Annotated in this window: 21 protein-coding genes; 14 read left to right on the top strand and 7 right to left on the bottom strand. The window is 67.7% G+C overall.

All coding sequences use genetic code 11. The features are described 5' to 3' along the window. Positions 1-84 precede the first annotated feature (84 nt). The 8 genes from ybgC (at position 85) to F2Q65_RS06320 (ending at position 6,494) form a co-directional block, all read left to right on the top strand. Positions 85-582, top strand: a complete 498-nt coding sequence (ybgC, locus tag F2Q65_RS06285; protein ID WP_150091543.1) for a tol-pal system-associated acyl-CoA thioesterase — start codon at positions 85-87, stop codon at positions 580-582. Beyond that, complete coding sequence (gene tolQ / locus F2Q65_RS06290) at positions 572-1,264, top strand: protein TolQ (RefSeq protein WP_150091545.1); 693 nt, start codon at positions 572-574, stop codon at positions 1,262-1,264. The genes ybgC and tolQ overlap by 11 nt, the downstream gene beginning before the upstream one ends. 47 nt (positions 1,265-1,311) lie before the next feature. Continuing rightward, positions 1,312-1,752 carry a protein TolR gene (gene tolR / locus F2Q65_RS06295; RefSeq protein ID WP_150091547.1) on the top strand — a complete coding sequence of 147 codons (441 nt, stop codon included), beginning with the start codon at positions 1,312-1,314 and terminating at the stop codon, positions 1,750-1,752. Between the two features lie 10 nt (positions 1,753-1,762). Beyond that, on the top strand, positions 1,763-2,986 hold the full coding sequence (gene tolA / locus F2Q65_RS06300) for a cell envelope integrity protein TolA (RefSeq protein ID WP_150091549.1): 1,224 nt from the start codon (positions 1,763-1,765) through the stop codon (positions 2,984-2,986). Positions 2,987-3,001: 15 nt separating this feature from the next. Further along, positions 3,002-4,357, top strand: a complete 1,356-nt coding sequence (gene tolB / locus F2Q65_RS06305) for a Tol-Pal system beta propeller repeat protein TolB (RefSeq protein WP_150091551.1) — start codon at positions 3,002-3,004, stop codon at positions 4,355-4,357. Positions 4,358-4,424: 67 nt separating this feature from the next. Continuing rightward, positions 4,425-4,991 (top strand): peptidoglycan-associated lipoprotein Pal, encoded by a 567-nt coding sequence (gene pal / locus F2Q65_RS06310; RefSeq protein WP_246156019.1) that lies wholly within the window; start codon positions 4,425-4,427, stop codon positions 4,989-4,991. A gap of 11 nt (positions 4,992-5,002) precedes the next feature. Continuing rightward, on the top strand, positions 5,003-6,043 hold the full coding sequence (ybgF, locus tag F2Q65_RS06315; RefSeq protein WP_150091555.1) for a tol-pal system protein YbgF: 1,041 nt from the start codon (positions 5,003-5,005) through the stop codon (positions 6,041-6,043). Between the two features lie 112 nt (positions 6,044-6,155). Continuing rightward, positions 6,156-6,494: a DUF3127 domain-containing protein gene (locus F2Q65_RS06320; protein WP_150091557.1), complete on the top strand. Its 339-nt coding sequence runs from the start codon at positions 6,156-6,158 to the stop codon at positions 6,492-6,494. Between the two features lie 153 nt (positions 6,495-6,647). Here F2Q65_RS06320 and gatB read toward each other — a convergent pair whose 3' ends face one another. The 4 genes from gatB to F2Q65_RS06340 form a co-directional block, all read right to left on the bottom strand. Further along, positions 6,648-8,096 carry an Asp-tRNA(Asn)/Glu-tRNA(Gln) amidotransferase subunit GatB gene (gene gatB / locus F2Q65_RS06325; protein ID WP_150091559.1) on the bottom strand — a complete coding sequence of 483 codons (1,449 nt, stop codon included), beginning with the start codon at positions 8,094-8,096 and terminating at the stop codon, positions 6,648-6,650. A 26-nt stretch (positions 8,097-8,122) separates the two neighbouring features. Next, positions 8,123-8,548 carry a gamma-butyrobetaine hydroxylase family protein gene (locus F2Q65_RS06330; protein ID WP_150091561.1) on the bottom strand — a complete coding sequence of 142 codons (426 nt, stop codon included), beginning with the start codon at positions 8,546-8,548 and terminating at the stop codon, positions 8,123-8,125. Positions 8,549-8,564: 16 nt separating this feature from the next. Beyond that, positions 8,565-9,656, bottom strand: coding sequence for a ferrochelatase (hemH, locus tag F2Q65_RS06335; RefSeq protein WP_150091563.1), 1,092 nt, complete (start codon positions 9,654-9,656; stop codon positions 8,565-8,567). A 218-nt stretch (positions 9,657-9,874) separates the two neighbouring features. Continuing rightward, positions 9,875-10,804, bottom strand: a complete 930-nt coding sequence (locus F2Q65_RS06340; protein WP_150091565.1) for an alpha/beta fold hydrolase — start codon at positions 10,802-10,804, stop codon at positions 9,875-9,877. Between the two features lie 87 nt (positions 10,805-10,891). Between F2Q65_RS06340 and F2Q65_RS06345 the strand changes: the two genes are divergently transcribed. The 4 genes from F2Q65_RS06345 to F2Q65_RS06360 all read left to right on the top strand — a co-directional run bounded on the left by F2Q65_RS06345 (position 10,892) and on the right by F2Q65_RS06360 (position 14,688). Beyond that, positions 10,892-11,275 carry a DUF6394 family protein gene (locus F2Q65_RS06345; RefSeq protein ID WP_150091567.1) on the top strand — a complete coding sequence of 128 codons (384 nt, stop codon included), beginning with the start codon at positions 10,892-10,894 and terminating at the stop codon, positions 11,273-11,275. A 41-nt stretch (positions 11,276-11,316) separates the two neighbouring features. After that, the gene (locus tag F2Q65_RS06350; RefSeq protein WP_150091569.1) at positions 11,317-13,035 is read left to right on the top strand and encodes a potassium channel family protein; all 1,719 of its coding nucleotides are present in this window, start codon (positions 11,317-11,319) and stop codon (positions 13,033-13,035) included. A 103-nt stretch (positions 13,036-13,138) separates the two neighbouring features. Next, on the top strand, positions 13,139-13,690 hold the full coding sequence (locus tag F2Q65_RS06355) for a hemerythrin domain-containing protein (protein WP_150091570.1): 552 nt from the start codon (positions 13,139-13,141) through the stop codon (positions 13,688-13,690). Continuing rightward, positions 13,687-14,688 carry a hypothetical protein gene (locus F2Q65_RS06360; RefSeq protein WP_150091571.1) on the top strand — a complete coding sequence of 334 codons (1,002 nt, stop codon included), beginning with the start codon at positions 13,687-13,689 and terminating at the stop codon, positions 14,686-14,688. The genes F2Q65_RS06355 and F2Q65_RS06360 overlap by 4 nt, the downstream gene beginning before the upstream one ends. On the opposite strand, the gene F2Q65_RS06365 is transcribed toward F2Q65_RS06360, so the two are convergent. Genes F2Q65_RS06365 through thrC form a run of 3 tightly spaced genes read right to left on the bottom strand, consistent with a single transcriptional unit; the run spans position 14,685 to position 17,956 of the window. Continuing rightward, entirely contained in the window at positions 14,685-14,957 is a 273-nt protein-coding gene (locus F2Q65_RS06365; RefSeq protein WP_150091572.1) for a hypothetical protein, read from the bottom strand. The two genes, F2Q65_RS06360 and F2Q65_RS06365, sit on opposite strands and share 4 nt — an antisense overlap. Then, positions 14,954-16,543 carry an alpha-isopropylmalate synthase regulatory domain-containing protein gene (locus tag F2Q65_RS06370; protein ID WP_150091574.1) on the bottom strand — a complete coding sequence of 530 codons (1,590 nt, stop codon included), beginning with the start codon at positions 16,541-16,543 and terminating at the stop codon, positions 14,954-14,956. Before F2Q65_RS06370 ends, F2Q65_RS06365 begins: the two co-directional genes overlap by 4 nt. Positions 16,544-16,567: 24 nt before the next feature. Beyond that, the gene (gene thrC, locus F2Q65_RS06375; RefSeq protein WP_150091576.1) at positions 16,568-17,956 is read right to left on the bottom strand and encodes a threonine synthase; all 1,389 of its coding nucleotides are present in this window, start codon (positions 17,954-17,956) and stop codon (positions 16,568-16,570) included. Positions 17,957-18,518: 562 nt separating this feature from the next. Here thrC and F2Q65_RS06380 point away from each other — a divergent pair. Further along, complete coding sequence (locus F2Q65_RS06380; RefSeq protein ID WP_150091796.1) at positions 18,519-18,776, top strand: DUF4212 domain-containing protein; 258 nt, start codon at positions 18,519-18,521, stop codon at positions 18,774-18,776. 12 nt (positions 18,777-18,788) lie between these two features. Continuing rightward, positions 18,789-20,588 (top strand): sodium:solute symporter family protein, encoded by a 1,800-nt coding sequence (locus tag F2Q65_RS06385; protein ID WP_150091578.1) that lies wholly within the window; start codon positions 18,789-18,791, stop codon positions 20,586-20,588. The last annotated feature ends 225 nt before the right edge of the window (positions 20,589-20,813 follow it).

Consider the following 20,813-nt stretch of genomic DNA (forward strand, 5'->3'; position numbering starts at 1 on the left):
CGGAAGGCATCTGCACACCCCTTGCCTTCACCCCACCTCCGGTTTTGGGTAGACTGACCGGCCTTTGCAGAGGGACAGGAGTCCATGGCGGCCGATCAGTCCATCCAGCACGCGGCCTTCCGCTGGCCCGTACGTGTCTACTACGAAGACACCGACGCCGGCGGCGTGGTCTATCACGCCAATTATCTGAACTTCCTTGAGCGGGCGCGCACCGAGTGGCTGAGCGACCTGGGTTTCGAACAGGATCGGCTGCGCGCTGAGCAGGGCGTGCTGTTCGCCGTGCGCCGGCTCGCGATCGACTACCTTCGGCCGGCGTTGTTCAACGATCGGCTCATGGTGCTGTCCGTACCGGTGCGGCTCGGGCGGGCCAGTCTGGACTTCGAGCAAAAGATCCTCCGGGACGCCGGTGGCACCTTGTGTTGCCGCGCCCGGGTTGAACTGGCCTGCGTCAGCGCCGATCGGTTGCGACCGACGCGGATCCCCGACGCGGTCGCACGGGCCATGCAGGGCGCCGTCCAGGCGGCGAGCCAGGGCCATGCCCTGTCATCGGACAAGTCACCGGAGAGCATCCATGGGATCTGAGATGTCACTGTTCGACCTGGTCTCCCAGGCCAGCTTCGTCGTGCAGCTGGTGCTGCTGGTGCTGGTGCTGGCGTCGGTGGTGTCCTGGGCCGCCATCTTCGACCGCTCGCGGGTGCTTCGGCGGGCGCGTCGCGCCGCGGACGCGTTCGAGGCCGAGTTCTGGTCCGGCGGCGATCTGAGTGCGCTGTACCGCGAACTGGGCCAGCAGGAAAAGGCGCTCGGCGGCCTGGCCGCGATCTTCCGCAACGGCTTCAAGGAATACGTGCGGCTGCGCAAGATCGAGCCGGACGACACCATGGCCGTGATCCAGGGCGCAGAGCGTTCCATGCGGGTGGCCCTGAGCCGCGAGATGGACCGACTGGAATCCAACCTGCCGTTCCTGGCCACCGTGGGTTCCACCAGCCCGTACGTGGGGCTGTTCGGCACAGTCTGGGGCATCATGCACGCCTTTCATGCCCTGGGTAACGTGCAGCAGGCCACCCTGGCGCTGGTGGCGCCGGGCATCTCCGAGGCGCTGGTGGCCACCGCCGTGGGCCTGTTCGCGGCGATCCCGGCGGTGGTGGCCTACAACCGCTACTCCAGTCAGGTGGAGCGGCTGAACAACCGCTATGAGGAGTTCATGGAGGAATTCTCCACCCTGCTGCAGCGCCAGGGTCGTCGTGCCGGTGCGGCGGTGGCCTGACTCGTGCCCAGAGCCAGTGTCCAGAGCCCGTGTCATGAGCCTGTGCCATGAGTAGGAAGGACCGGCGCAACCGCCGGCGACCGATGGCGGACATCAACGTGGTGCCCTACATCGACGTCATGCTGGTGCTGCTGGTGATCTTCATGGTCACCGCCCCGTTGATCACCCAGGGCGTCAAGGTGGACCTGCCCCAGGCCGAGGCCAAGCCCCAGCCCGACGACGGGGCGCCGCCGCTGGTGATCCACATCGACCAGTTCGGTGACACCTACCTGGACCTCGGCGACGCTGACCTGCTGCCGGTTGATCAGCAGACGCTGTACGATCAGGTGCGTGCGGTGCTGGAGCGGGCGCCGCAGACCGCGGTGATGGTCCGCGCCGATGCTGCGGTGGCCTACGGTCGGGTGATCGACGCCATGGTCGCCGCCCAGGCCGCAGGCGTCCCCAGCGTCGGGCTCGTCACGCGGCCGCCGGTGGACCGGGCGGACTGACGGGACCGCCATGTGGCAGATCCTGCGGCGCTTTCCCAAGGCCTACCTCTGGTCCGTCATCCTGCACCTGGTCCTCGCGGTGCTGCTGTTCAGCGGGATCGACTGGTCCATGCGCAACCAGCAGCTGGGCGGCGCGGACAGTGTGGTGCAGGCGCGCATGACACTGTCGCCGGATATCCAGCGTCGCGTCGAGGCGCTGCAGGCCCAGCCGGTGGCGCCGCAGCCCCAGCCGCAACTGGCGCCACGACCAGAGCCAGTAGCGGAACCGGAACCAGTACCTGAACCAGTACCGGAGCCGCCACCCACAGTCGCCGAGCCGGACGGGGAGGCCGAGCGGCAACGCCAGGCGGCATTCGACGCCATGCAGCGTCGGGCCGAGGCGGAACGGGAAGCGCAACGTCAGGCTGAACAGGAACGCCGGCGACAGGCCGAGCTCGAGGCCCGGCGTCGGGCAGAAGCGGAACGGGAAGCGCAACGCCAGGCTGAACAGGAACGCCGGCGCCAGGCCGAGCTCGAGGCCCGGCGTCGGGCAGAAGCGGAACGGGAAGCGCAACGCCAGGCCGAACTTGAGGCCCAGCGTCAGGCCGAGCGTCAGGCCGAGGCGGAACGCCAGCGGGCGGAAGAGGCGTTGCGGCGCCGAGTGGCGGAGCAGGCCGCGGAACGTGCCCGCGAAGAGGCACGCGCCCGCGCCGAGATGGAGGAACGTCGGCGTCTGGCGGCTGAGGCAGAACGCCGCGAGCGCGAGGCACGAGAGCGACGCGAGGCCGAGGAACAGGCCCGCCGTGACGAAGAAGCCGCGGCCCGGCAGGCGGAGCGTGAACGCGAATGGGCGGCCGCCGAGGCCCGGGAGCGCGAACTCGAGGCGGCGCTGGCGGCGGAGATGGCCGCCGACATGGCTGCGCAGCAGCAGGCGATGCAGGCCGTCGAGCAACAGCGGGCAGCGGCCGCCCGGGCGCGCATCGCCAGCATCTGGGTGCCGGCCATCCAGGGCCGCGTGCGCCAGTTCTGGGTCCGTCCGGCCAATGTCCAGGTGGGCGGCGAGACCGTCGTCAACCTGCGGCTGGAACCCGGCGGCCAAGTGGTCAGCGGCAGCGTGCGTGTGGTCCAGAGCAGCGGCAACGCCGCCTTCGACCAGTCCGTGGTGGTGGCCATCTATCGGGCATCGCCATTGCCGGTGCCGGAGGGCGACGAGTTCGACCTGTTCCGCGACTTCAATTTTGTCTTCAAACCCTAGCGAGGCCTCATCGCCATGACAGCCGATCGCCGCAACCGGGCCCTGCGCCCCCAAGTGTCAGGGCCGCTGCCTGCATTGCTGTCCGGGCGGCTGCTGCTCGGCCTGCTCGCGCTGGTGCTGTTCAGCACGGGTGTGCAGGCCAAGCTGACCATCGAGATCACCGGCGGCATCGAGGGCGCCCAGCCCATCGCCGTGGTGCCCTTCGGCAGTCTCGACGGCGCCCGGCCGCGGGTGGACGTGGCCGAGGTGGTGGCGGCCGATCTCGCCCGCAGCGGCCGCTTCGATCCCATGTCCCGCCGCGAGATGTTGATGACGCCGCATCGCCAGGAAGACATCGACTTCCGCGAGTGGCAACTGCTGGCCATGAACACACTGCTGGTGGGCGAGATCGCGGCCGCTGCCGGCGGCGGGTATCAGGTGCGTTATGCGCTGTTCGACGTCTTCACCGGCCGCCAGCTGCTGTCCAACTCGATGCCGTCCAGCGAGAACGGCCTGCGCCATGCGGCCCACCGCATTGCCGATGCGGTGTATGAGCAGCTCACTGGCGAGCCGGGCGTGTTCTCCACCCGCATCGCGTATGTCACCAGCAGCGGCAGCGGCAGCGAGGCGCGCGTGGCGCTGCGGGTGGCCGACGCCGATGGCTACAATCCACAGACCATCGTCGACTCGCCGGAGCCGATCATGTCACCGGCCTGGTCGCCGGACGGGCGGCGGCTGGCCTATGTGTCGTTCGAGAACCACCAGCCGGCGATCTACGTTCAGGACCTGGCCAGCGGGCGCCGCGAGCGGGTGGCGGCCTTCGAGGGCATGAACAGTGCGCCGGCCTTTTCGCCGGACGGTCGGCAACTGGCCATGAGCCTGTCCAGGGACGGCAACCCCGACATCTACGTCATGGATCTGGCCTCGGGGCAGCTGACGCGGCTGACCGAGCATTACGCCATCGACACCGAGCCCGCCTGGGCCCCCGATGGCAGACATCTGGTGTTCACGTCCGACCGAGGCGGCAAGCCCCAGATCTACCGGGTGGGCGCCGCCGGCGGCACGGCCCAGCGGGTGACCTTCGACGGGGAGTACAACGCCGCGGCGTCCTATTCCCCCGATGGCCGGTCACTGGTCATGGTACGGCGTGACGCCGGACGCTTCTTCATCGTGCTGACGGACGCCTGGGGCGGCTCCTCGCGGGCCCTGAGCAGTGGCACCCTGGACGAGTCCCCCGGTTTCGCGCCCAACGGCAGCATGATAATTTACGCCACACAGAACAACGGCCGCGGCGTGCTGGCCGTGGTTTCCATCAGTGGCGGCGCCACGCAGCGACTGTCGCAGGACTTCGGCGATGTGCGCGAGCCGGCCTGGTCGCCACTGGTGCGATGATCCGGCGCCGAGCCGTGCCTTCCGGCGACCAACCGACGTATCCGTTCCCGACCGGAGGAGTGATTCCGTGACCCTGAATCCGTCCTGTTTCCAGCGCCTGCGGGCCCGGGGCCAGCCGTCCCAGCCGTCGTTGACCGTCCGGCGCCTGCTTCCGGGCCTGCTGGTCGCCGCGGTGCTCGCTCTGACCGGCTGTGCCGGGCAACCCGTGGGCGGCGATGGCGATGCCGCGGCACCGGGTTCCGGCGGCGCCACCACGCGGCCGCTGGGAACCGGCGACGGTTCACCGCTGGATGATCCCTCCAGCCCCGTCTACCGCAAGATCGTCTATTTTGACTACGACACCGCCGCGGTGCCGGCCGAGTACGCCCCGCTGCTGCGTGCCCATGCCCGGTACCTGGCGCAGACGCCGGGCGCTTCGGTCACGCTGGAGGGCCACGCCGACGAACGCGGCACCCGCGACTATAACCTGGCCCTGGCCGAGCGCCGCAGCGAGGCGGTCAAGAGCTTCCTGATGGCCGAAGGCGTGCCCGCCGCGAAACTCAGGACACTGAGCTATGGCGAAGAGCGGCCGGCTGACCCGGGCCACCACTATCAGGCCTGGAGTCAGAACCGGCGTGTTGAACTGGTCTACTGACGGAGATCGCGATGTCCAGGCCCAGCAACCAACTCCTGCGCCGCCGGCTGTGCGCCATGCCCCCCGACGCCTCGCTTGTCGTGGCGACCGCCGCCAATGCGCCCGTCGCACGGTTGTCCGCTGCGTTGGCATCGGCACTGGCTCTGTCCCTGAGCATCGGGCTGGCGAGTCCGGCCGCCTCGGCCCAGGGCTGGTCCGGTGGGCAAATGTCCACGCCGGCGTCGGCACCGGTCTCGGCCTATGGCGGCCTCGGACAGGAGCAGACCCTGTCCGATGTAGTGCTGCAACTGCAGCGGCTGCAACAGGAGGTGCAGGAGCTGCGCGGACTGGTGGAAATGCAGCAGTTCCAGCTGCGCCGGCTCGGAGGCGACAGCCTGCAGCCGGATCCCGGGGCCGATGCGCTGCCCTGGCCACCGGCGGCGCGTGACCGCGACCCCTGGCCACGCGGGGGCGACAGCGGGGCCGAGCGTGCGCCAATGTTCGATCGCGCGGCGGTGGACTCCCTGTTTGGGCCGGCGCCCGGGCGCCTCGGCAGCAGCGGCGCTGGTTCCGGGTCTGGTTCAGGGATTGGCAGCGGCACGGGTCCCGATATCGGCCTCGATACCGGCTTCGACGATCAGGGGGCTGACGGCCGGCTGCTGGCGCTGCCGTCGCCGGAGAACATGGGCGGCGGCGAACGCGAGGCCTATCGCGCCGCGTTCGAGCGGTTGAAGGAACGCGACTACACCGGCGCCAAGGACGCGTTCGCCGACATGCTGGCGCGCTACCCGCGGGGACAGTATGCAGACAATGCCGCCTACTGGCTGGGCGAGATCGGCTACGTGACCAAGGACTACCCGGCCGCAATGACCCGTTTCAACCGGCTTGTCACCGATTACCCGGATAGCCCCAAGGTGCCCGGCGCCCTGCTCAAGCTCGGCTACGTCTACCAGGAACAGGGCGATCTGGAGCAGGCGCGGCGGGTGTTCGCCGATGTTGCCAGACGCTACCCCGGCACCAACGAGGGCCGGCTCGCCCGGGGGCGTCTGGAGCAGACCAGCAGCGGGCGCTGACCCGCAGAGTGGTACCAGGTCGACATCCTGACAGCACCCCGGGCCAGCACCCTGACGACACAGGGGCAGCGAAACCCATGGACCCACTGACCCTCAATGGAGGCAAGCAATTTTGGAACTGACAGGCAGGATCATGCAGGTGTTGCCGGAGAAATCCGGAACCTCGGCGCGGGGCCCCTGGCGCAAGCAGGAGTATGTGATCGAGATCCCGGGGGACTATCCGAAGAGCGTCTGCTTCATGGTCTGGGGCGATCGCATCGACCAGTTCGGCATCCAGCAGGGCCAGGAACTGACGGTCAGCATCGACCTGGAGAGCCGCGAGTACAACGGCCGCTGGTACACCGATGTAAAGGCCTGGCGCGTGGCGCCGGCAGGCGGCCAGGACGGTGGTGGCCAGCCCGGTCCCGAGGAGCCGCCCCCCTACGACGACGAGGGCCCGCTGCCGTTCTGACGCGATCCCCTTGACCGCACATTCCGATTCAAACCGCCAAGTCGCTGAGGGCGCAGAGAACAGGGACGGAAGTCAACGAACGCGCTTCGACTGCGCTCTGCGTCTTGGCGGCTAGATATGTCCGGTTGAGGACACTGCCCCGTCTTCGAAGCATCACTCGCCGGCAAGCTTTGCCTTCAGGATGGCGTTGACCTGCTGCGGGTTGGCCTTGCCCTGACTCTGCTTCATCACCTGCCCGACGAAGAAGCCGAACAGCTTCTCCTTGCCGGCGCGATACTGCGCCAGCTGGCCCGGGTTTGCGGCGATGATGCCGTCGATCATCGCCTCGATGGCGCCGCTGTCGGTGATCTGCTTCAGCCCCCTGGCCTCGATGACCGTGTCGGCATCGGCGCCCTCGGCCCACATGGCGTCGAACACCTGCTTGGCGATCTTGCCGGAGATGGTATCGTCCTGGATCCGCGCGATCAGGCCCGCCAGTTGCGCCGCCGACACCTGGCTGCCGGCGATGTCGCGATCGTCCTTGTTCAAGGCCGCGGCCAGCGCGCCGTTGATCCAGTTGGCGGCCAGCTTCGCGTCGCCGCACCGGTCCACCACGGCCTCGAAGTAATGCGCCATGGCCAGGCTCGCCGTCAGCAGCGACGCATCGTAGTCGCTGAGCCCGTACTGCGCCGCAAAGCGGTGGCGCATGGCGTCCGGCAGTTCCGGCAGGTCGTGGGTGGCATCGTCGATGAAGGCGTCGTCGAGTTCCAGCGGCAGCAGGTCAGGATCGGGGAAATAGCGGTAATCGTTCGCCTCCTCCTTGCTGCGCATGGAGCGGGTCTCGTCCTTGCTGGCATCGTACAGGCGCGTCTCCTGCACCACCGTGCCGCCGTCCTCCAGGATGTCCGTCTGACGCTCGATCTCGAACTCCAGCGCCTTCTGCAGGAAGCGGAAGGAGTTGATGTTCTTGATCTCGGCGCGGGTGCCGAATGCCTGCTGGCCCTTGGGCCGCAGCGAGATGTTGGCATCGACGCGGAACGAGCCCTCCTGCATGTTGCCGTCGCTGATGCCGATCCAGCGCACCAGCTGATGGATCTTGCGGGCATAGGCCACCGCCTCCTCCGGCGAGCGCATGTCCGGCTCCGAGACGATCTCCAGCAGCGGTGTACCGGCGCGGTTCAGGTCGATACCGGTCATGCCGCCACCCGAGCCGGGAAAGTCCTCGTGCAGTGACTTGCCCGCATCCTCCTCCAGATGCGCCCGAGTCACGCCGATGACCTTCACGCGGCCGTCGTCCAGCACGATCTCCACCTGGCCCCTGCCCACCACCGGCAGCTCGAACTGGCTGATCTGGTAGCCCTTGGGCAGATCGGGATAGAAGTAGTTCTTGCGTGCAAACACCGACCGAGGCGCGATCTCGGCGCCGATGGCGCGGCCGAAGCGCACCGCCCGCTGCACTGCCCCCTGGTTCAGCACCGGTAGCACCCCGGGCAGGCCCAGGTCGACGGCGCAGGCCTGGGTGTTGGGCTCGGCGCCAAAGGCCGTGGCGGCGCCGGAGAAGATCTTGGATTCAGTCGCGAGCTGGGTGTGGATCTCCAGCCCGATCACGGTTTCCCATTGCATGCGGTGGTGTCGTCCGTCGGTGGAAGTCAGTTGGGCGCCGGCAGCCGGGACGGCTGTTCGCCGCGGGCCTGCAGGGCGTCGAACGGATCCGGCGCGCTGCGCGACCGGCCGGCGTCCCGCAGGCGATCCAGGTAATCCAGCCAGAGCGGCTGCCAGGCGCGACCGAGCTTGTACAGGTAGCCCCAGTCGTACAGGCCCGAGCGGTGGCCGTCATCGAAGATGATCTTCACCGCATAGCTGCCGATCTGCTGCAGGTCGCGAATGTTCACATGCTCCTTGCCGACCTGCAACCGGGCTTCGTCCGGCGTGTGCCCGCGGACCTCGGCGGAGGGCGAGTAGACCCGCAGATATTCGCTCGGCAGCTTGAAGCGGGCGCCATCGTCGAAGGCGATCTCGAGGATGTGCGACTGCTGGTGCAGCCGGATCTCCGTGGGCAGCGGGTGTGGCTCCATGGTGACGGGCTCCGTACTAGGCCTGCGCGGCGATGGGTCCGGCTGTGGTCTCGGCGGTTGTCTGGGTGGTTGTCTGGGCGGCAGTCTCCGGCCAGCCCAGGCTGTGCTGCTCCACCAGGCCGACCATCATGTCCAGATGGGCCGGGTCGTCGTTCAGGCAGGGGATGTAGTGATACTCCTGACCGCCGGACTCCAGGAAGTAGCCGCGGTTCTCCACGTCGATCTCTTCCAGCGTCTCCAGGCAGTCGGCGGAGAAGCCGGGGGCGATGACATGCACGCTCTTCACGCCGTCGCTGCCCCACAGCTTCAGTGTCTCGTCAGTGTAGGGCTGCAGCCATTCGTCGCGGCCGACGCGGGACTGGAAGGACACCAGCCAGCGATCCTCTTCCAGACCCAGCTCGGAGACCACCATGCGGGCGGTCTTGTGACAGTGGCAGTGGTACGGGTCACCAGCCATGAAGTAGCGCTTGGGGATGCCGTGGAACGAGAACAGCAGCCGCTCGGGCTCGCCGTGTTCCGCCCAGGCGGCGCGGATGCTGGCGACAATGGCACTGATGTAGGCGGGATTGTCGTGGTATTGATTGATGAAACGCAGCTCCGGTAGCCAGCGCCAGGTGCTGAGCTCGTCGGTCACGGCGTCGAACACCGAGGCCGTGGTGGTGCCCGAGTACTGCGGATACAGCGGGAACACCAGCAGCCGGCGCACGTTGGACTCCTTCAGCCGCCCCAGCGCCTCGGCCACAGACGGATTACCGTAGCGCATGCCCAGTTCCACGCGCACGTGATCGCCGAAGCGCTGTGTCAGGCGCTCCTGCACCCCGGAGGCCTGTTTGCGCGCGACATCCAGCAGCGGCGAGCCGCGATCGGTCCAGACCGCCTGATAGGCCCGCGCCGAGCGGCTCGGCCGCACCCGCAGGATGACGCCGTGCAGCACCAGCCACCAGACCGGGCGCGGCAGCTCGATGACGCGCGGATCCTGCAGGAACTCGGCCAGGTAACGGCGGACGGCGGTTGGCGTGGGGGCATCGGGCGTCCCGAGATTCAACAACAGAACCCCGAGGGATTCGGGTGTTCCGTGCTCAAAATCGGGCACATTCTTGTATTTCATGGGGGGAAGGGGCTTTTATCCCTGAAATTTGTGGAGGAATCCCGACTGTGGCGGAAAGCGTCCGGGGTTTCAAGCAGATTGCGCAGTCGGTCGCTTGCTCCGACGTCGTGCGTTTTCAGCGAGGTGTGTGTTCAGCGTCGGGTTTTCAATTGCGCGGTTACCGTGGCGCGGGCATGGAATAGGGCGGGGCCTGAGGCCCGTCGCTGCCGAGGATCTGGTCAGCAGCCTTGCCAGAACTGCGTCAGCGCCGCCATGGTCGGCTCCGGTCGCTCCCACTGCGGCATGCCAAGATGGGGCGCCAGGGTCTCATGCTGCCAGTTCGCATGGGTCACCACGAACCCCGGCAACCGCTCGAAGGTGACGTAGGGATCTTGGTCGGCGATGACCAGCACCGGCAGGTCACCGAGCCGGGCGTACAGGGTTTCCGGCGCCTGCCGGGTGAACAGCAGTGTCGACAGGAAACGCAGCGGTGCGTGGCGCGCCCCCGGCTGGTGCGATGTGGCGTAGGCATAGTCCACCAGTTCCGCCGGGACGCCGCCATGGAACGACTTGCCGAGGAAGTGCCGAATGCTGGAGCGCGACGCCACCAGGTCGTACAGACGCTGGCGCCACAGCGGCATGCCGAGCAGCCCTCCGACCAGGCGCCCCACCGCCGGCGGCGGCAGACCGCGGGCGCTGAAGCCCGTGGGCGAGACCAGCACCAGCGACCGGATCCGCCCGGGCGCCCGCAGCGCCGCGCGGGCGGCGAACTCGGCACTGAGGGACAGGGCCAGCACGTCGGCGGGGGCTCCCGCCACCTGTTGCAGCACATCAGCGATGGCGCCGGCGAACAGGTCCGGCGTGTAGCGTCGATCATCCCGTGCGGACAGGCCGAAGCCCGGCAGGTCCAGGCTGAACACCGGTCGCTTGCCGCGCAGCCGGTCGAACACCGGCTTGACCTCGAAGCTGCTGGGAGCGGCATTGATGCTGTGCACCAGCAGCACCGGCGGTCCGCTGCCGGAGCGGTCGGCGTAGACGGCGATGCGGCCGGCATCGGCGCTGTGGATGTACTCGACCGGGGCCGCCAGCGCCGGGGGCAGGTCTGTGACGGGCCGGTCCGCTGTGGGCTGGTTGCCGTGCAGCTGCCGGCTGCGCGTGCGCGTCTTCATGGGCGGGACTCCCTGGAGCTATACTGGACGGGTCACGGTCTGCATTATACCCGGCCCGTTCCCTCGACCCGCGACCAGGAGCCTGTTGTGAATCCCGAGAAGGTGGTGTTCGGTTTCTTCATCCTGCTGGCACTGACGCTGAACGTCGGTTTCGTCTTCGGCGACATCGACAATCCCGCGCATCACCATGTGTGGGAGTTCGCCGCGGTGTTCCTGGTGAACGGCATCGCCACCATCCTCAAGCTCGGCGACCGCACGCAGATGGGTGCCGTGCTGCTTGCCACCAGCCTGGTGGCCATGCTGCAGCTGGTCGCCGCGGCGCTGGTGTGGACCATCGCCGTGCACGGCATGCAGAGCGACCTGAGCCCCGGCGCCCTGGCCGTGATCGTGTCGCTGGCCGCCGGCGCCGTGGTCGCCAACGTGGTGTCGGTGGTGCTGCTCATCATCGAGACGGTCATGCTGCGGCGTTGATCCGCCCGGGCCGCCGCCGCAACCCGCGTCGGCCAGCCGTTATGGACAGCATCTTCTTCATCGTCTTTCGTCGCATGCGGGCGCCGCTGCTGGCGCTGGTGGCGGCCTATGCCATCGCCATCCTGGGCCTGGTGCTGATCCCGGGGCACGCCGCCGACGGTGCGGTCTGGCACATGGATTTCTTCCATGCCTTCTATTTCGTCAGCTACATGGCCACCACCATCGGCTTCGGCGAGATCCCCCGCGAGTTCAGCGACGCCCAGCGCATCTGGGTCACCTTCTGCGTCTATGCGACGGTCATCGTCTGGCTGTATTCCATCGGCTCGCTGATCGCGCTGCTGCAGGACCGGACCCTGCGTCGCGCCATCGAGGAGAGCCGCTTCGAGCGTCGGGTGCGGGCCATCCGCGAGCCCTTCTACCTCATCTGCGGCTATGGCCAGACCGGCAGCGAACTGGTGCGTAGCCTCACCGACCACTCCCAGCGGGTGGTGGTGCTGGACGGCGACCCCGATCGCATCGACCTGCTCAAACTGGAGAACCTGCGGGAGTTCGTGCCGGCGCTGCATGCCGACGTGCGTCGGCCCGATGCCCTGCTGATGGGCGGTCTGCGCAACCCCCGCTGCGCCGGGGTGCTGGCGCTGACCTCGGTGAACGAGGCGAACCTCAAGGTGGCGCTGGCGGCAAAGCTGCTGCAGCCGGACGCCACTGTGATCTGCCGCGCGGACTCCCACGACGTCGAGGCCAACATGGCCTCGTTCGGCACTGACCACATCTATGACCCTTTCGATATCTTCGCGCTCTACCTGGCCACTGCGCTGCAGGCGCCCTGCCTGACCCTGCTCAGCGACTGGCTGGGCGGTGCGCCGCTCGGCCCCCTGACCGAGCCCCTCTATCCGCCGCCCCAGGGATTGTGGATCATCTGTGGCTATGGCCGCTTCGGCAAGGCCCTGTACGAGCACCTGCAGGATCAGCCGGGGATCGAGCTGGTGGTCATCGAGGCGCGGCCGGAGCTCACCGGCGCGCCGGCCGGGACCCTGATCACCGGCCGCGGCACCGAGGCCGACACGCTGGAGCAGGCCCGCATCCATCGTGCGGTGGGGCTGGTGGCCGGCACCGACGACGACAGCAACAACCTGTCCATCGTGATGACCGCACTGCAGCTCAATCCCAGGCTGTTCACGGTGGTGCGCGAGAACAAGCTGGACAACAAGGAGCTGTTCGACGCCGTCGGCGCCGACATCGTGATGCACCCGAGCTCCATCGTCGCCGGACGCATTCGCACCCTGCTCGGCGCGCCCCTGCTGAGCGAGTTCGTCAGCTATGCCCGCTACGAGGAGGACGCCTGGGCCTGCCAGCTGGTGAGCCGCATCGTCGCGCTGGTGCACGACCGGGTGCCGGATGTATGGGAGGTGCGCATCGATGCCGAGGGCGCCTATGCCCTGCTGGAGCTGCGCCGGCAGGGTGTCGTGGTGGAGCTGGGCGATCTGCTCCGTGATCCGCGCGACCGCGGCCGCACGCTGCCCATCATTGCGCTGCTGCGCCGGCGCGACGGCCAGCGCAGCCTGCTGCCGGACCCGGACGAGCGCCTGCGCGAGGGAGATCGGCTGCTGTTCTGCGGTCCGGCCCATGCGCACTCCGACATGCTCTGGACGCTGCAGAACGCCCATGCCCTCAATTACGTGCTGTTCGGCAGCAGTCCGCCCCAGGGTCTGGTCTGGCGCTGGTTGATGCGGCTGCTGTCACCGGCCCGCAGGCGCTGAGTCCTGATCCGCACGCGGCCACGTTTGAATCGCGCCGATCGCTGTCATATCGTGAGAACAGATTTTGACTAGACACCGGGCTTCGCGACCCCAAGAGGTAGCAATGAGCGCTTTACTCGATCGACTTATTGAAGACCACCGCCGGCTGGAGTATGTCATGGACCTGCTGACAGCCCTGCTGGACCGCTTCCGTGCTGGCGAGGAGCCGGATTACGGACTGATGTGCGAGGTGCTGGAGTACATGATCGACTACTCCGACCAGGTGCATCATCCCAGCGAAGAACTGATCTTCGAGCGCCTGTTCGCGGTCTCCGGCGAGAACCCGGACCTGTTGCGGCGGGTGATGCGCCAGCACGAACAGCTGTCGCAGCTCAACCGGCGCTTTCGCGAGTCGCTGGAAGGGATCATGCATGAGGAAGTGCTGCCCCGGGATGAGGTGGAACTGCAGGGCCGCGAGATGCTGAGCCTGCTGCGTGAGCACATCGAGCTGGAGAACACCCGGGCCTTCCCCTTCGCCGCGGCGCAGCTGACGGCCGAAGACTGGGCCGACATCGAGACGCGGGTGCCGCAGGCCCAGGATCCGGTCTTCGGTCAGGCGGATCCGCAGCGCTTCCGCGCCCTGTACGCCCGACTGAAGGACCAGCTCGGCGAATGAGCCGGGCGGACCCGCGTGCCCCGTTGCCACCGTCCGCCACCACGGAGACCCGCCATTACAGCCTGCGCCGGGTGAATCCCTTCCTTGGCACCGTTGCCGTGGTGCGCACCCCGGGCGGCAGGGCCCTGAGCCTGGACGGCTGCACCTGGCAGCTGCAGGTGGCCGCGCGGCCGCCCCGGGGGCTCTGGAGCGGTGGCGGTCATGCCGAAGAGCTGCGCTTCTTCCGCTTCGGCTTCTGGTCCGTGGCAGACGGGGTCACCCGCGTGCCGCTGAACCCGGTGCTGGACGTGGGGTTGATGCTGCAGGAGTGCGACCAGCTGGTGGCCGAGCTTGCCGCTGTGGCGCAGCGGTTGCCGTTCCCCCTGGCCCCGGAGCTGGAGCTCTGGCTGCTGGACCGGGACGACGCGCCGCTGGCCCTGCTGGCGACGGCCATGGAGCAGCCTGACCCGTTGCCGGAGGTGATCGGTGCGGATTGGAGCGCCGGCGCCCGCGGCGATCGGCCATTCCGCTCCGAACACCTGGCGGCCCGGGGCATTGCCGAGGCCATCGGCGCCGCCCCGGCGCAGCATGCCCGGTACCTGGAACGCCAGATCGGCGATGCGGCGGGCAACGGGCGTCGCATGCAGTGGTTCCGGCGCGATGCCGCCGGGGGACTGGGGCTTGGCCAGGTGCTCGGCCAGGGGGCGCCGGCGGGACTGGCGGATCGGCGGCTGCCCGCCGGCGCTTTCCCCGCCCTGACCTTGCGCACCCAGTGGGCCGATGCGGATGCGACCGCGCTGGTGCGGGACTATGTGCGCTGGCTGTCGCCCTACCTGCTGATGCTGCCCACCCTCGACGAGCGGCAGCGCGCCGAGCTGGAGCAGGACGCCGCCCGACACGCACGGCTGGTGGCCGGGCTGTGGCGGCTGTATCCGCGAATCATCGATCAGGCTCTGCTGCGCCGGGCACGGGTCGAGGCGGAACTGCGCCGGGCGCACGAAGGGGCGACCGAAGGTTAATCAGGTCTGCGTGGTCCTTTCTGTTTCAGTCGCTTGCGGCCGAGGTAGAGACCGGCGCCGATGAGCATGACCAGTTCCGCCGCCACCAGCCAGCTCAGGAACAGATAGCCGACGGACAACCAGCGGATCTCGCCGCTGGCCGGATCGCTGAACACGTCGCGGGCGCCGGGCAGGAAGCTGATCAGCGTCATCAGCAGGGCGATGGCGAAGGCCCAGGCGAAGGACAGGGTGAGCAGGGAGGGAGCGGTTTTCTTGGGCGCGGATGTCATGGAACGGCTGTCCTTGGTTGAGTGTCCGCCGGGGATTCCCCCTGCAGCGATCGGTGCACCACCAGGTTGAACATGCGCATGGTCGCGCCGATGGCCGCGAAGACCTGGTTTGCGTGCACGCCCCGCGTCTTGAACGCGCCCTCAAGGCCGGGCTCGGCGGAGGTCCAGGTGATGGTGCATTCGGTCAGGGCGTCGGTGCGCCCCCCCTTGGGGATGCGTACCTCGTAGTCTGCCAGCCGCGGCAGCGTCAGGCCCTGCCGCCGGGTGATCTTGGCCAGGGCGTTGTTGAATGCGTCGAAGCCGCCGTTGCCGCTGCCCACGGCGGTCAGCGGCTCGCCGTGCAGGCAGATCTTGATGCTGGCGGTGGACTCCAGGCCGATGCTGCTGGACACCGAGCACGCCAGCAGTTGCGCATGGTCGTACTCGCTGCTCTCCAGCACCTCAGCGATGATGAAGGGCAGGTCCTCGACGGTGATGCTCTTTTTCGAGTCGCCGAGTTCGACGATGCGCGCCAGCACCTTGCGCTGATTCTCGTCCGACAGACTGATGTCGAGCCGCTCCAGGTTCTTGGCCAGCGAGGCCTTGCCGCTGAGCTTGCCCAGGGCGTAGGTGCGGCGCCGGCTGAAGCGCTCCGGGCACAGCCGGGTCACGTAGAGTCCGCCCTTGTGGTCGCCGTCGGCATGGATGCCGGCGGTCTGGGTGAAGACGTCTTCGCCGACGATGGGGGCGTTGTCGGCAATGCGCTTGCCGGAGAAGTACTGCACCAGCTCGCTGAGGCGGGCCAGATGGCCCTCGTCGATGCGCAGCTCCAGGCCGAGCTGGTCGCGCAGGTTGACCGCGACCTCCGCCAGCGAGGCGTTGCCGGCGCGCTCGCCCAGGCAGTTCACCGTGCAATGCACCGCTGCGGCCCCCGCCCGGGCGGCGGCCAGCACGTTGGCGGTGGCCAGGCCGTAGTCGTTGTGCGGATGAAAGTCGAAGCGGCAGTCCGGAAAACGGCGGATCATGTCGCCCATGGCGTCGAACACCCGTTCCGGGGTCATCACTCCCAGGGTGTCCGGCAGCATGAAGTGGTCGATGCCGGCCCCCTGCAGGGCCTCCATCAGGCCGTAGACATAGTCGGGCGCGTCGGCATAGCCGTTGGACCAGTCTTCCAGGTACAGGTTGACCCGAAGACCGCGCGCCCGGGCCAGCGCTACGTTGCGCCGTACGTCCTCGGCATGCACCGCCAGGGTCTTGCGCAACTGGGTATGGCAGTGCTTCTCGCTGCCCTTCGCCAGCAGGTTGATCACGCGGCCGCCGGCCCGGTCGATCCAGTCGATGCTGCGACCGTCGTCGACGAAGCCGAGCACCTCCACCCGGTCGTCCAGCTCCTTGTCCCGTGCCCAGTCGACGATGCGCGTCAGTGCCGCCTGTTCGCCGCGGGAGACCCGCGCGGAGGCCACCTCGATGCGATCCACCCGAACCTGTTCCAGCAACACCTTGGCGATGTTGACCTTTTCGTCTGGCGCAAAGGACACGCCCTGGGTCTGCTCGCCATCGCGCAGCGTGGTGTCGAGGATGCTGATGCGGCGCTGTCGCTGGGTCATGGTGCGAGGGTCATGGTTCGGCGGTCAGGGTGCAACAGTCAGGGTCGCACGCATGTGCTCGGCCACGGCGCCCGCGTCGGCGTCCAGCTCGGCGCAGCGCGTGGCCTTGTCCATCAGCCCCTGCAGCGACGGCGGCGGCGGTGCCTCCCGGCCGATGGCCTCGCTGACCGCCTCGTTGAACTTGGCCGGATGCGCGGTGGCGAGCACCACGGCGTCGGCGTGGTCCGCGGCGGCGCGGGCGCCGACGGCGGTGTGCGGGCAGAGGATGTAGCCGCTGGCGGCATGGGTCTCGCGGATCTGCGCCAGGGTGTCGGCGTCGGAGACGGCCCGGGCGGCGAAGTCCGCCTGCACCTGCTGCAGCCGATCTGCACCCACCCGCAACCGGCCGTGCTGCTCCAGGTCCGCCAGCAGCGCGCGCACCGCGGCGGTGTCCTGGTCCATCAGGTAGTAAAGATAGCGCTCGAAATTGGACGCGATCTGGATGTCCATGGCCGGGCTCAGGGTATGGAACACCTCACCCTTGGCGTAGCTGCCGGTGTCGACGAACCGGGTCAGGATGTCGTTGCGGTTGGTGGCGATGATCAGCCGCTCCACCGGCAGTCCCATGCGCCGGGCCAGGAAGCCGGCGAATACGTCGCCGAAGTTGCCGGTGGGCACCGAGAAGCTGACCCGCCGCTCCGGGTCGCCGTGGCTGATCCGGCCCCAAGCGTAAAAATAGTAGACCGTCTGGGCCAGGATGCGCACCCAGTTGATGGAATTGACCGCGCCCAGGTGATAGCGGCGCTTGAAGTCCAGGTCGTTGAACAGTGTCTTGACGACGCGCTGGGCATCGTCGAAGGTGCCGCGCACGGCGATGTTGTGCACGTTCGCGTCCAGCACAGAGGTCATCTGCCGCTCCTGTATCGGTGACACGCGGCCCTTGGGATGCAGGATGAAGATGTTGATGCGCTGCTTGCCGCGAACGCCGTAGATGGCGGCGGAGCCGGTGTCGCCAGAGGTCGCGCCGAGGATGTTCAGCTCGCCGCCGTCGCGCTGCAGCAGATACTCGAAGAGGTTGCCGAGGAACTGCAGTGCCACGTCCTTGAACGCCGCCGTGGGGCCGTGGAACAGCTCCAGGTAGCGCCGTCCGCCGGCCTCGTGCAGGGGCGTCACCTCGGGGTGCGAAAAGCCGGCATAGGACCGCTCCACCAGGTCGACCAGGTCCGCGCGAGGGATCTCGTCGCCGACAAAGGGCGCGAACAGCTCCACCGCCAGATCCTGGAAGCGCAGGGTCGCCAGTTCCCGCAGCCGGTCTGGGCCGAACCGGGGCAGGGACTCGGGCACAAGCAGGCCGCCGTCGGTGCCGAGGCCCATCATGACCGCTTCTGCAAAGCCAATGGATGTCACGCCGCCGCGTGTGCTGAGGTACTTCATGGTGGTGTTGCCGGCCGTTGACGCGGCTCAGGGCCGCTGATTCAGGCCGCCAAGGTAGTCAAAACGCCGACGGCTCGCAAGGGAAACACTGATTTATTCGGTGTTTCCCGCGCATTCCGGGCGCCCCGCAAGCGAAACGGCCGGCGAGGCCGGACCTGGCCCGACATTCGGGGCGATCGTATTCGAAACGGGCACGATTTTTCTGCGCTGATCGCCGGCCGCCAGCACCGGCGCACCGGCGTGGTGCAGCAGCAACGCGGGGTTGCACCGGGTTTGCCGCCGCTGCAGTCACAACCACACACTGTCGCTTTAACGCATTGTGATGCACATCGGTGCCTGCGTTGACCCTGCGCATCGCATCCGGTCTGTGCGTTCGGCCGCGTTCCAGCGTTGACAGGGGCTTGTGGTGCGCAAGACAATGCGCCACCGTCCCAGGTCCGGCCGCCCGGTCGACCCGGGGCGCGAATCACAAAAACCGAGGGATTCGCTGCACAACAGCACGCATGCATTCCCGCTCTCCGCCTCCACCCTATCGCCTGTCTCAGAGGGAGGGACATCAACGGTGACACCTGACAATCGCGCTGCCTACTGGAAGTCGAACCTCCGACTTCTTGCCATCTTGTTAATTTTCTGGTTTGTCGTTCCCTTCGTGTTCGGCATCATCCTGGTCGAGCCGCTCAACACCATCCAGCTCGGCGGCTACCCGCTGGGATTCTGGTTCGCACAGCAAGGTTCGATCTACGTCTTCCTCGTTATCATCTTCGTCTACGCCCGCAGCATGAGCCGGCTGGACAAGAAATTCGATGTCGACGAGAGCTAAGGAGCAGCCATCATGACCAATCTCGATATCTGGACCTATTCGGTCGTCGGCTTTACCTTTGCCATGTACATCGGTATCGCCATCTGGGCGCGCGCCGGCAGCACCGGCGAGTTCTACGTGGCGGGTGGCGGCGTTCACCCCGTGGCCAACGGCATGGCCACCGGCGCGGACTGGATGTCCGCGGCATCCTTCATCTCCATGGCCGGCCTGATCGCCTTCAACGGCTACGGCGCGTCGGTCTTCCTGATGGGCTGGACCGGCGGCTACGTGCTGCTGGCCCTGCTGCTTGCACCTTACCTGCGCAAGTTCGGCAAGTTCACGGTGCCGGAGTTCATCGGTGACCGCTACTATTCGCAGACGGCCCGCATCGTGGCGGTCATCTGCCTGATCCTGGCCTCCATCACCTATGTCATCGGCCAGATGAAGGGCATCGGTGTCGCCTTCTCCCGCTTCCTGGAGACCTCCTACGAGATGGGTCTCTACATCGGCATGGGCATCGTCGCCATCTACGCCGTGCTCGGCGGCATGAAGGGCATCACCTACACCCAGATCGCCCAGTACGTGGTGCTGATCCTGGCCTACACCATCCCGGCCATCTTCATCTCCCTCAGCCTCACCGGCAACCCGGTCCCGCAGATCGGTCTCGGCGGTTCCTATGCCCCGGGCGGCGGCGAAATGAGCCTGCTCGCCAAGCTGGACCAGGTGGTCACCGACCTGGGCTTCAAGGAGTACACCACCCAGGTCATGGGCAGCTCGTTGAACATGTTTGCCTACACCCTGTCGCTGATGATCGGCACCGCGGGCCTGCCGCACGTCATCATCCGCTTCTTCACCGTGCCCAAGGTGCGTGACGCCCGCTACTCCGCCGGCTGGGCGCTGGTCTTCATCGCCCTGCTGTACACCACCGCCCCGGCGGTTGGCGCCATGGCGCGTCTGAACCTGATGGATACCATCCAGGTCGGCCCCATCGGTTCCGAAGAAGGCAACCTGCTGTACGCGGATCGTCCGGAGTGGTTCAAGAAGTGGGAGGCCACCGGTCTGCTGCAGTTTGAGGACAAGAACGACGACGGCCGCATCCAGTACTACAACGACCAGAACGAGGCGTTTGCCGAGAAGGCCGAATCCTTCGGCTGGAAGGGCAACGAGATGGTCAAGGTCGACCGCGACATCATGGTGCTGGCCAACCCCGAGATCGCCGGGCTGCCGAACTGGGTCATCGCGCTGGTCGTGGCTGGTGGCCTCGCCGCCGCGCTGTCCACCGCCGCCGGTCTGCTGCTGGCCATCTCCTCGGCCATCTCCCACGACCTGCTGAAGGGTGTGTTCATGCCGCGGATCTCGGAAAAGGCTGAGCTGAACGCCGGACGTCTGTCCATGGTCGGCGCCATCCTGGTGGCGGGCTACCTGGGCTTGAATCCGCCCGGGTTCGCGGCGGGTACCGTGGCCATCGCCTTCGGCCTGGCGGCCGCGAGTATCTTCCCGGCCCTGATGATGGGCATCTTCATGAAGAGGATGAACAACGCCGGCGCCATCGCGGGCATGATCGCCGGCATCGGCGTGACCCTGCTGTACGTGTTCCAGCACAAGGGCATCTTCTTCATCCCGGGCACCAGCTTCCTGGCACCTGAGATGGGCATGGGTGCGGACTGGTTCTTCGGCATCTCGCCGAACGCCTTCGGGGTGGTCGGCGCCGCGGTCAACTTCGGCGTCGCCTTCATCGTGGCAGCCGTCACCGCCCCACCGCCGGAGCACATCCAGCACCTGGTCGAGGACGTGCGCGTCCCGCGTGGTGCCGGTGAGGCCGTGGGCCACTGATCGAAGCCCTTCAAGGCGCATGGTGTTCGGCCCGTCGCGGTCCGAACACCACCGCGCCCCAGGGTCGGCCCCGACCCCAGCCTTCAGCCCCGCACCCGCGGGGCTTTTTATTGGGCCGATTGCGGCCACGACCGGCCACTCACCACAAGCTGGCCATTGTTTGCCACTTCCGGCTGCCTTGCCCCCGCGTTTGCGGTATCGTTGACTCCCAGAGCCGAGGGCCAC

The sequence above is a fragment of the Thiohalocapsa marina genome (assembly GCF_008632335.1).
In the GTDB taxonomy this organism is placed as follows: Bacteria; Pseudomonadota; Gammaproteobacteria; order Chromatiales; family Chromatiaceae; genus Thiohalocapsa; species Thiohalocapsa marina.

Bases quoted from the DNA above. Each gene is read 5' to 3' on its own strand.
- F2Q65_RS06385 (WP_150091578.1), top strand. From the start codon at position 18,789: ATGACCAATCTCGATATCTGGACCTATTCGGTCGTCGGCTTTACCTTT.
- F2Q65_RS06360 (WP_150091571.1), top strand. From the start codon at position 13,687: ATGAGCCGGGCGGACCCGCGTGCCCCGTTGCCACCGTCCGCCACCACG.
- F2Q65_RS06370 (WP_150091574.1), bottom strand. From the start codon at position 16,543: ATGACCCAGCGACAGCGCCGCATCAGCATCCTCGACACCACGCTGCGC.
- F2Q65_RS06365 (WP_150091572.1), bottom strand. From the start codon at position 14,957: ATGACATCCGCGCCCAAGAAAACCGCTCCCTCCCTGCTCACCCTGTCC.
- F2Q65_RS06340 (WP_150091565.1), bottom strand. From the start codon at position 10,804: ATGAAGACGCGCACGCGCAGCCGGCAGCTGCACGGCAACCAGCCCACA.
- F2Q65_RS06350 (WP_150091569.1), top strand. From the start codon at position 11,317: ATGGACAGCATCTTCTTCATCGTCTTTCGTCGCATGCGGGCGCCGCTG.
- tolA (WP_150091549.1), top strand. From the start codon at position 1,763: ATGTGGCAGATCCTGCGGCGCTTTCCCAAGGCCTACCTCTGGTCCGTC.
- F2Q65_RS06355 (WP_150091570.1), top strand. From the start codon at position 13,139: ATGAGCGCTTTACTCGATCGACTTATTGAAGACCACCGCCGGCTGGAG.
- tolR (WP_150091547.1), top strand. From the start codon at position 1,312: ATGAGTAGGAAGGACCGGCGCAACCGCCGGCGACCGATGGCGGACATC.
- hemH (WP_150091563.1), bottom strand. From the start codon at position 9,656: ATGAAATACAAGAATGTGCCCGATTTTGAGCACGGAACACCCGAATCC.
- ybgF (WP_150091555.1), top strand. From the start codon at position 5,003: ATGTCCAGGCCCAGCAACCAACTCCTGCGCCGCCGGCTGTGCGCCATG.
- gatB (WP_150091559.1), bottom strand. From the start codon at position 8,096: ATGCAATGGGAAACCGTGATCGGGCTGGAGATCCACACCCAGCTCGCG.
- thrC (WP_150091576.1), bottom strand. From the start codon at position 17,956: ATGAAGTACCTCAGCACACGCGGCGGCGTGACATCCATTGGCTTTGCA.
- tolQ (WP_150091545.1), top strand. From the start codon at position 572: ATGGGATCTGAGATGTCACTGTTCGACCTGGTCTCCCAGGCCAGCTTC.
- F2Q65_RS06330 (WP_150091561.1), bottom strand. From the start codon at position 8,548: ATGGAGCCACACCCGCTGCCCACGGAGATCCGGCTGCACCAGCAGTCG.
- ybgC (WP_150091543.1), top strand. From the start codon at position 85: ATGGCGGCCGATCAGTCCATCCAGCACGCGGCCTTCCGCTGGCCCGTA.
- tolB (WP_150091551.1), top strand. From the start codon at position 3,002: ATGACAGCCGATCGCCGCAACCGGGCCCTGCGCCCCCAAGTGTCAGGG.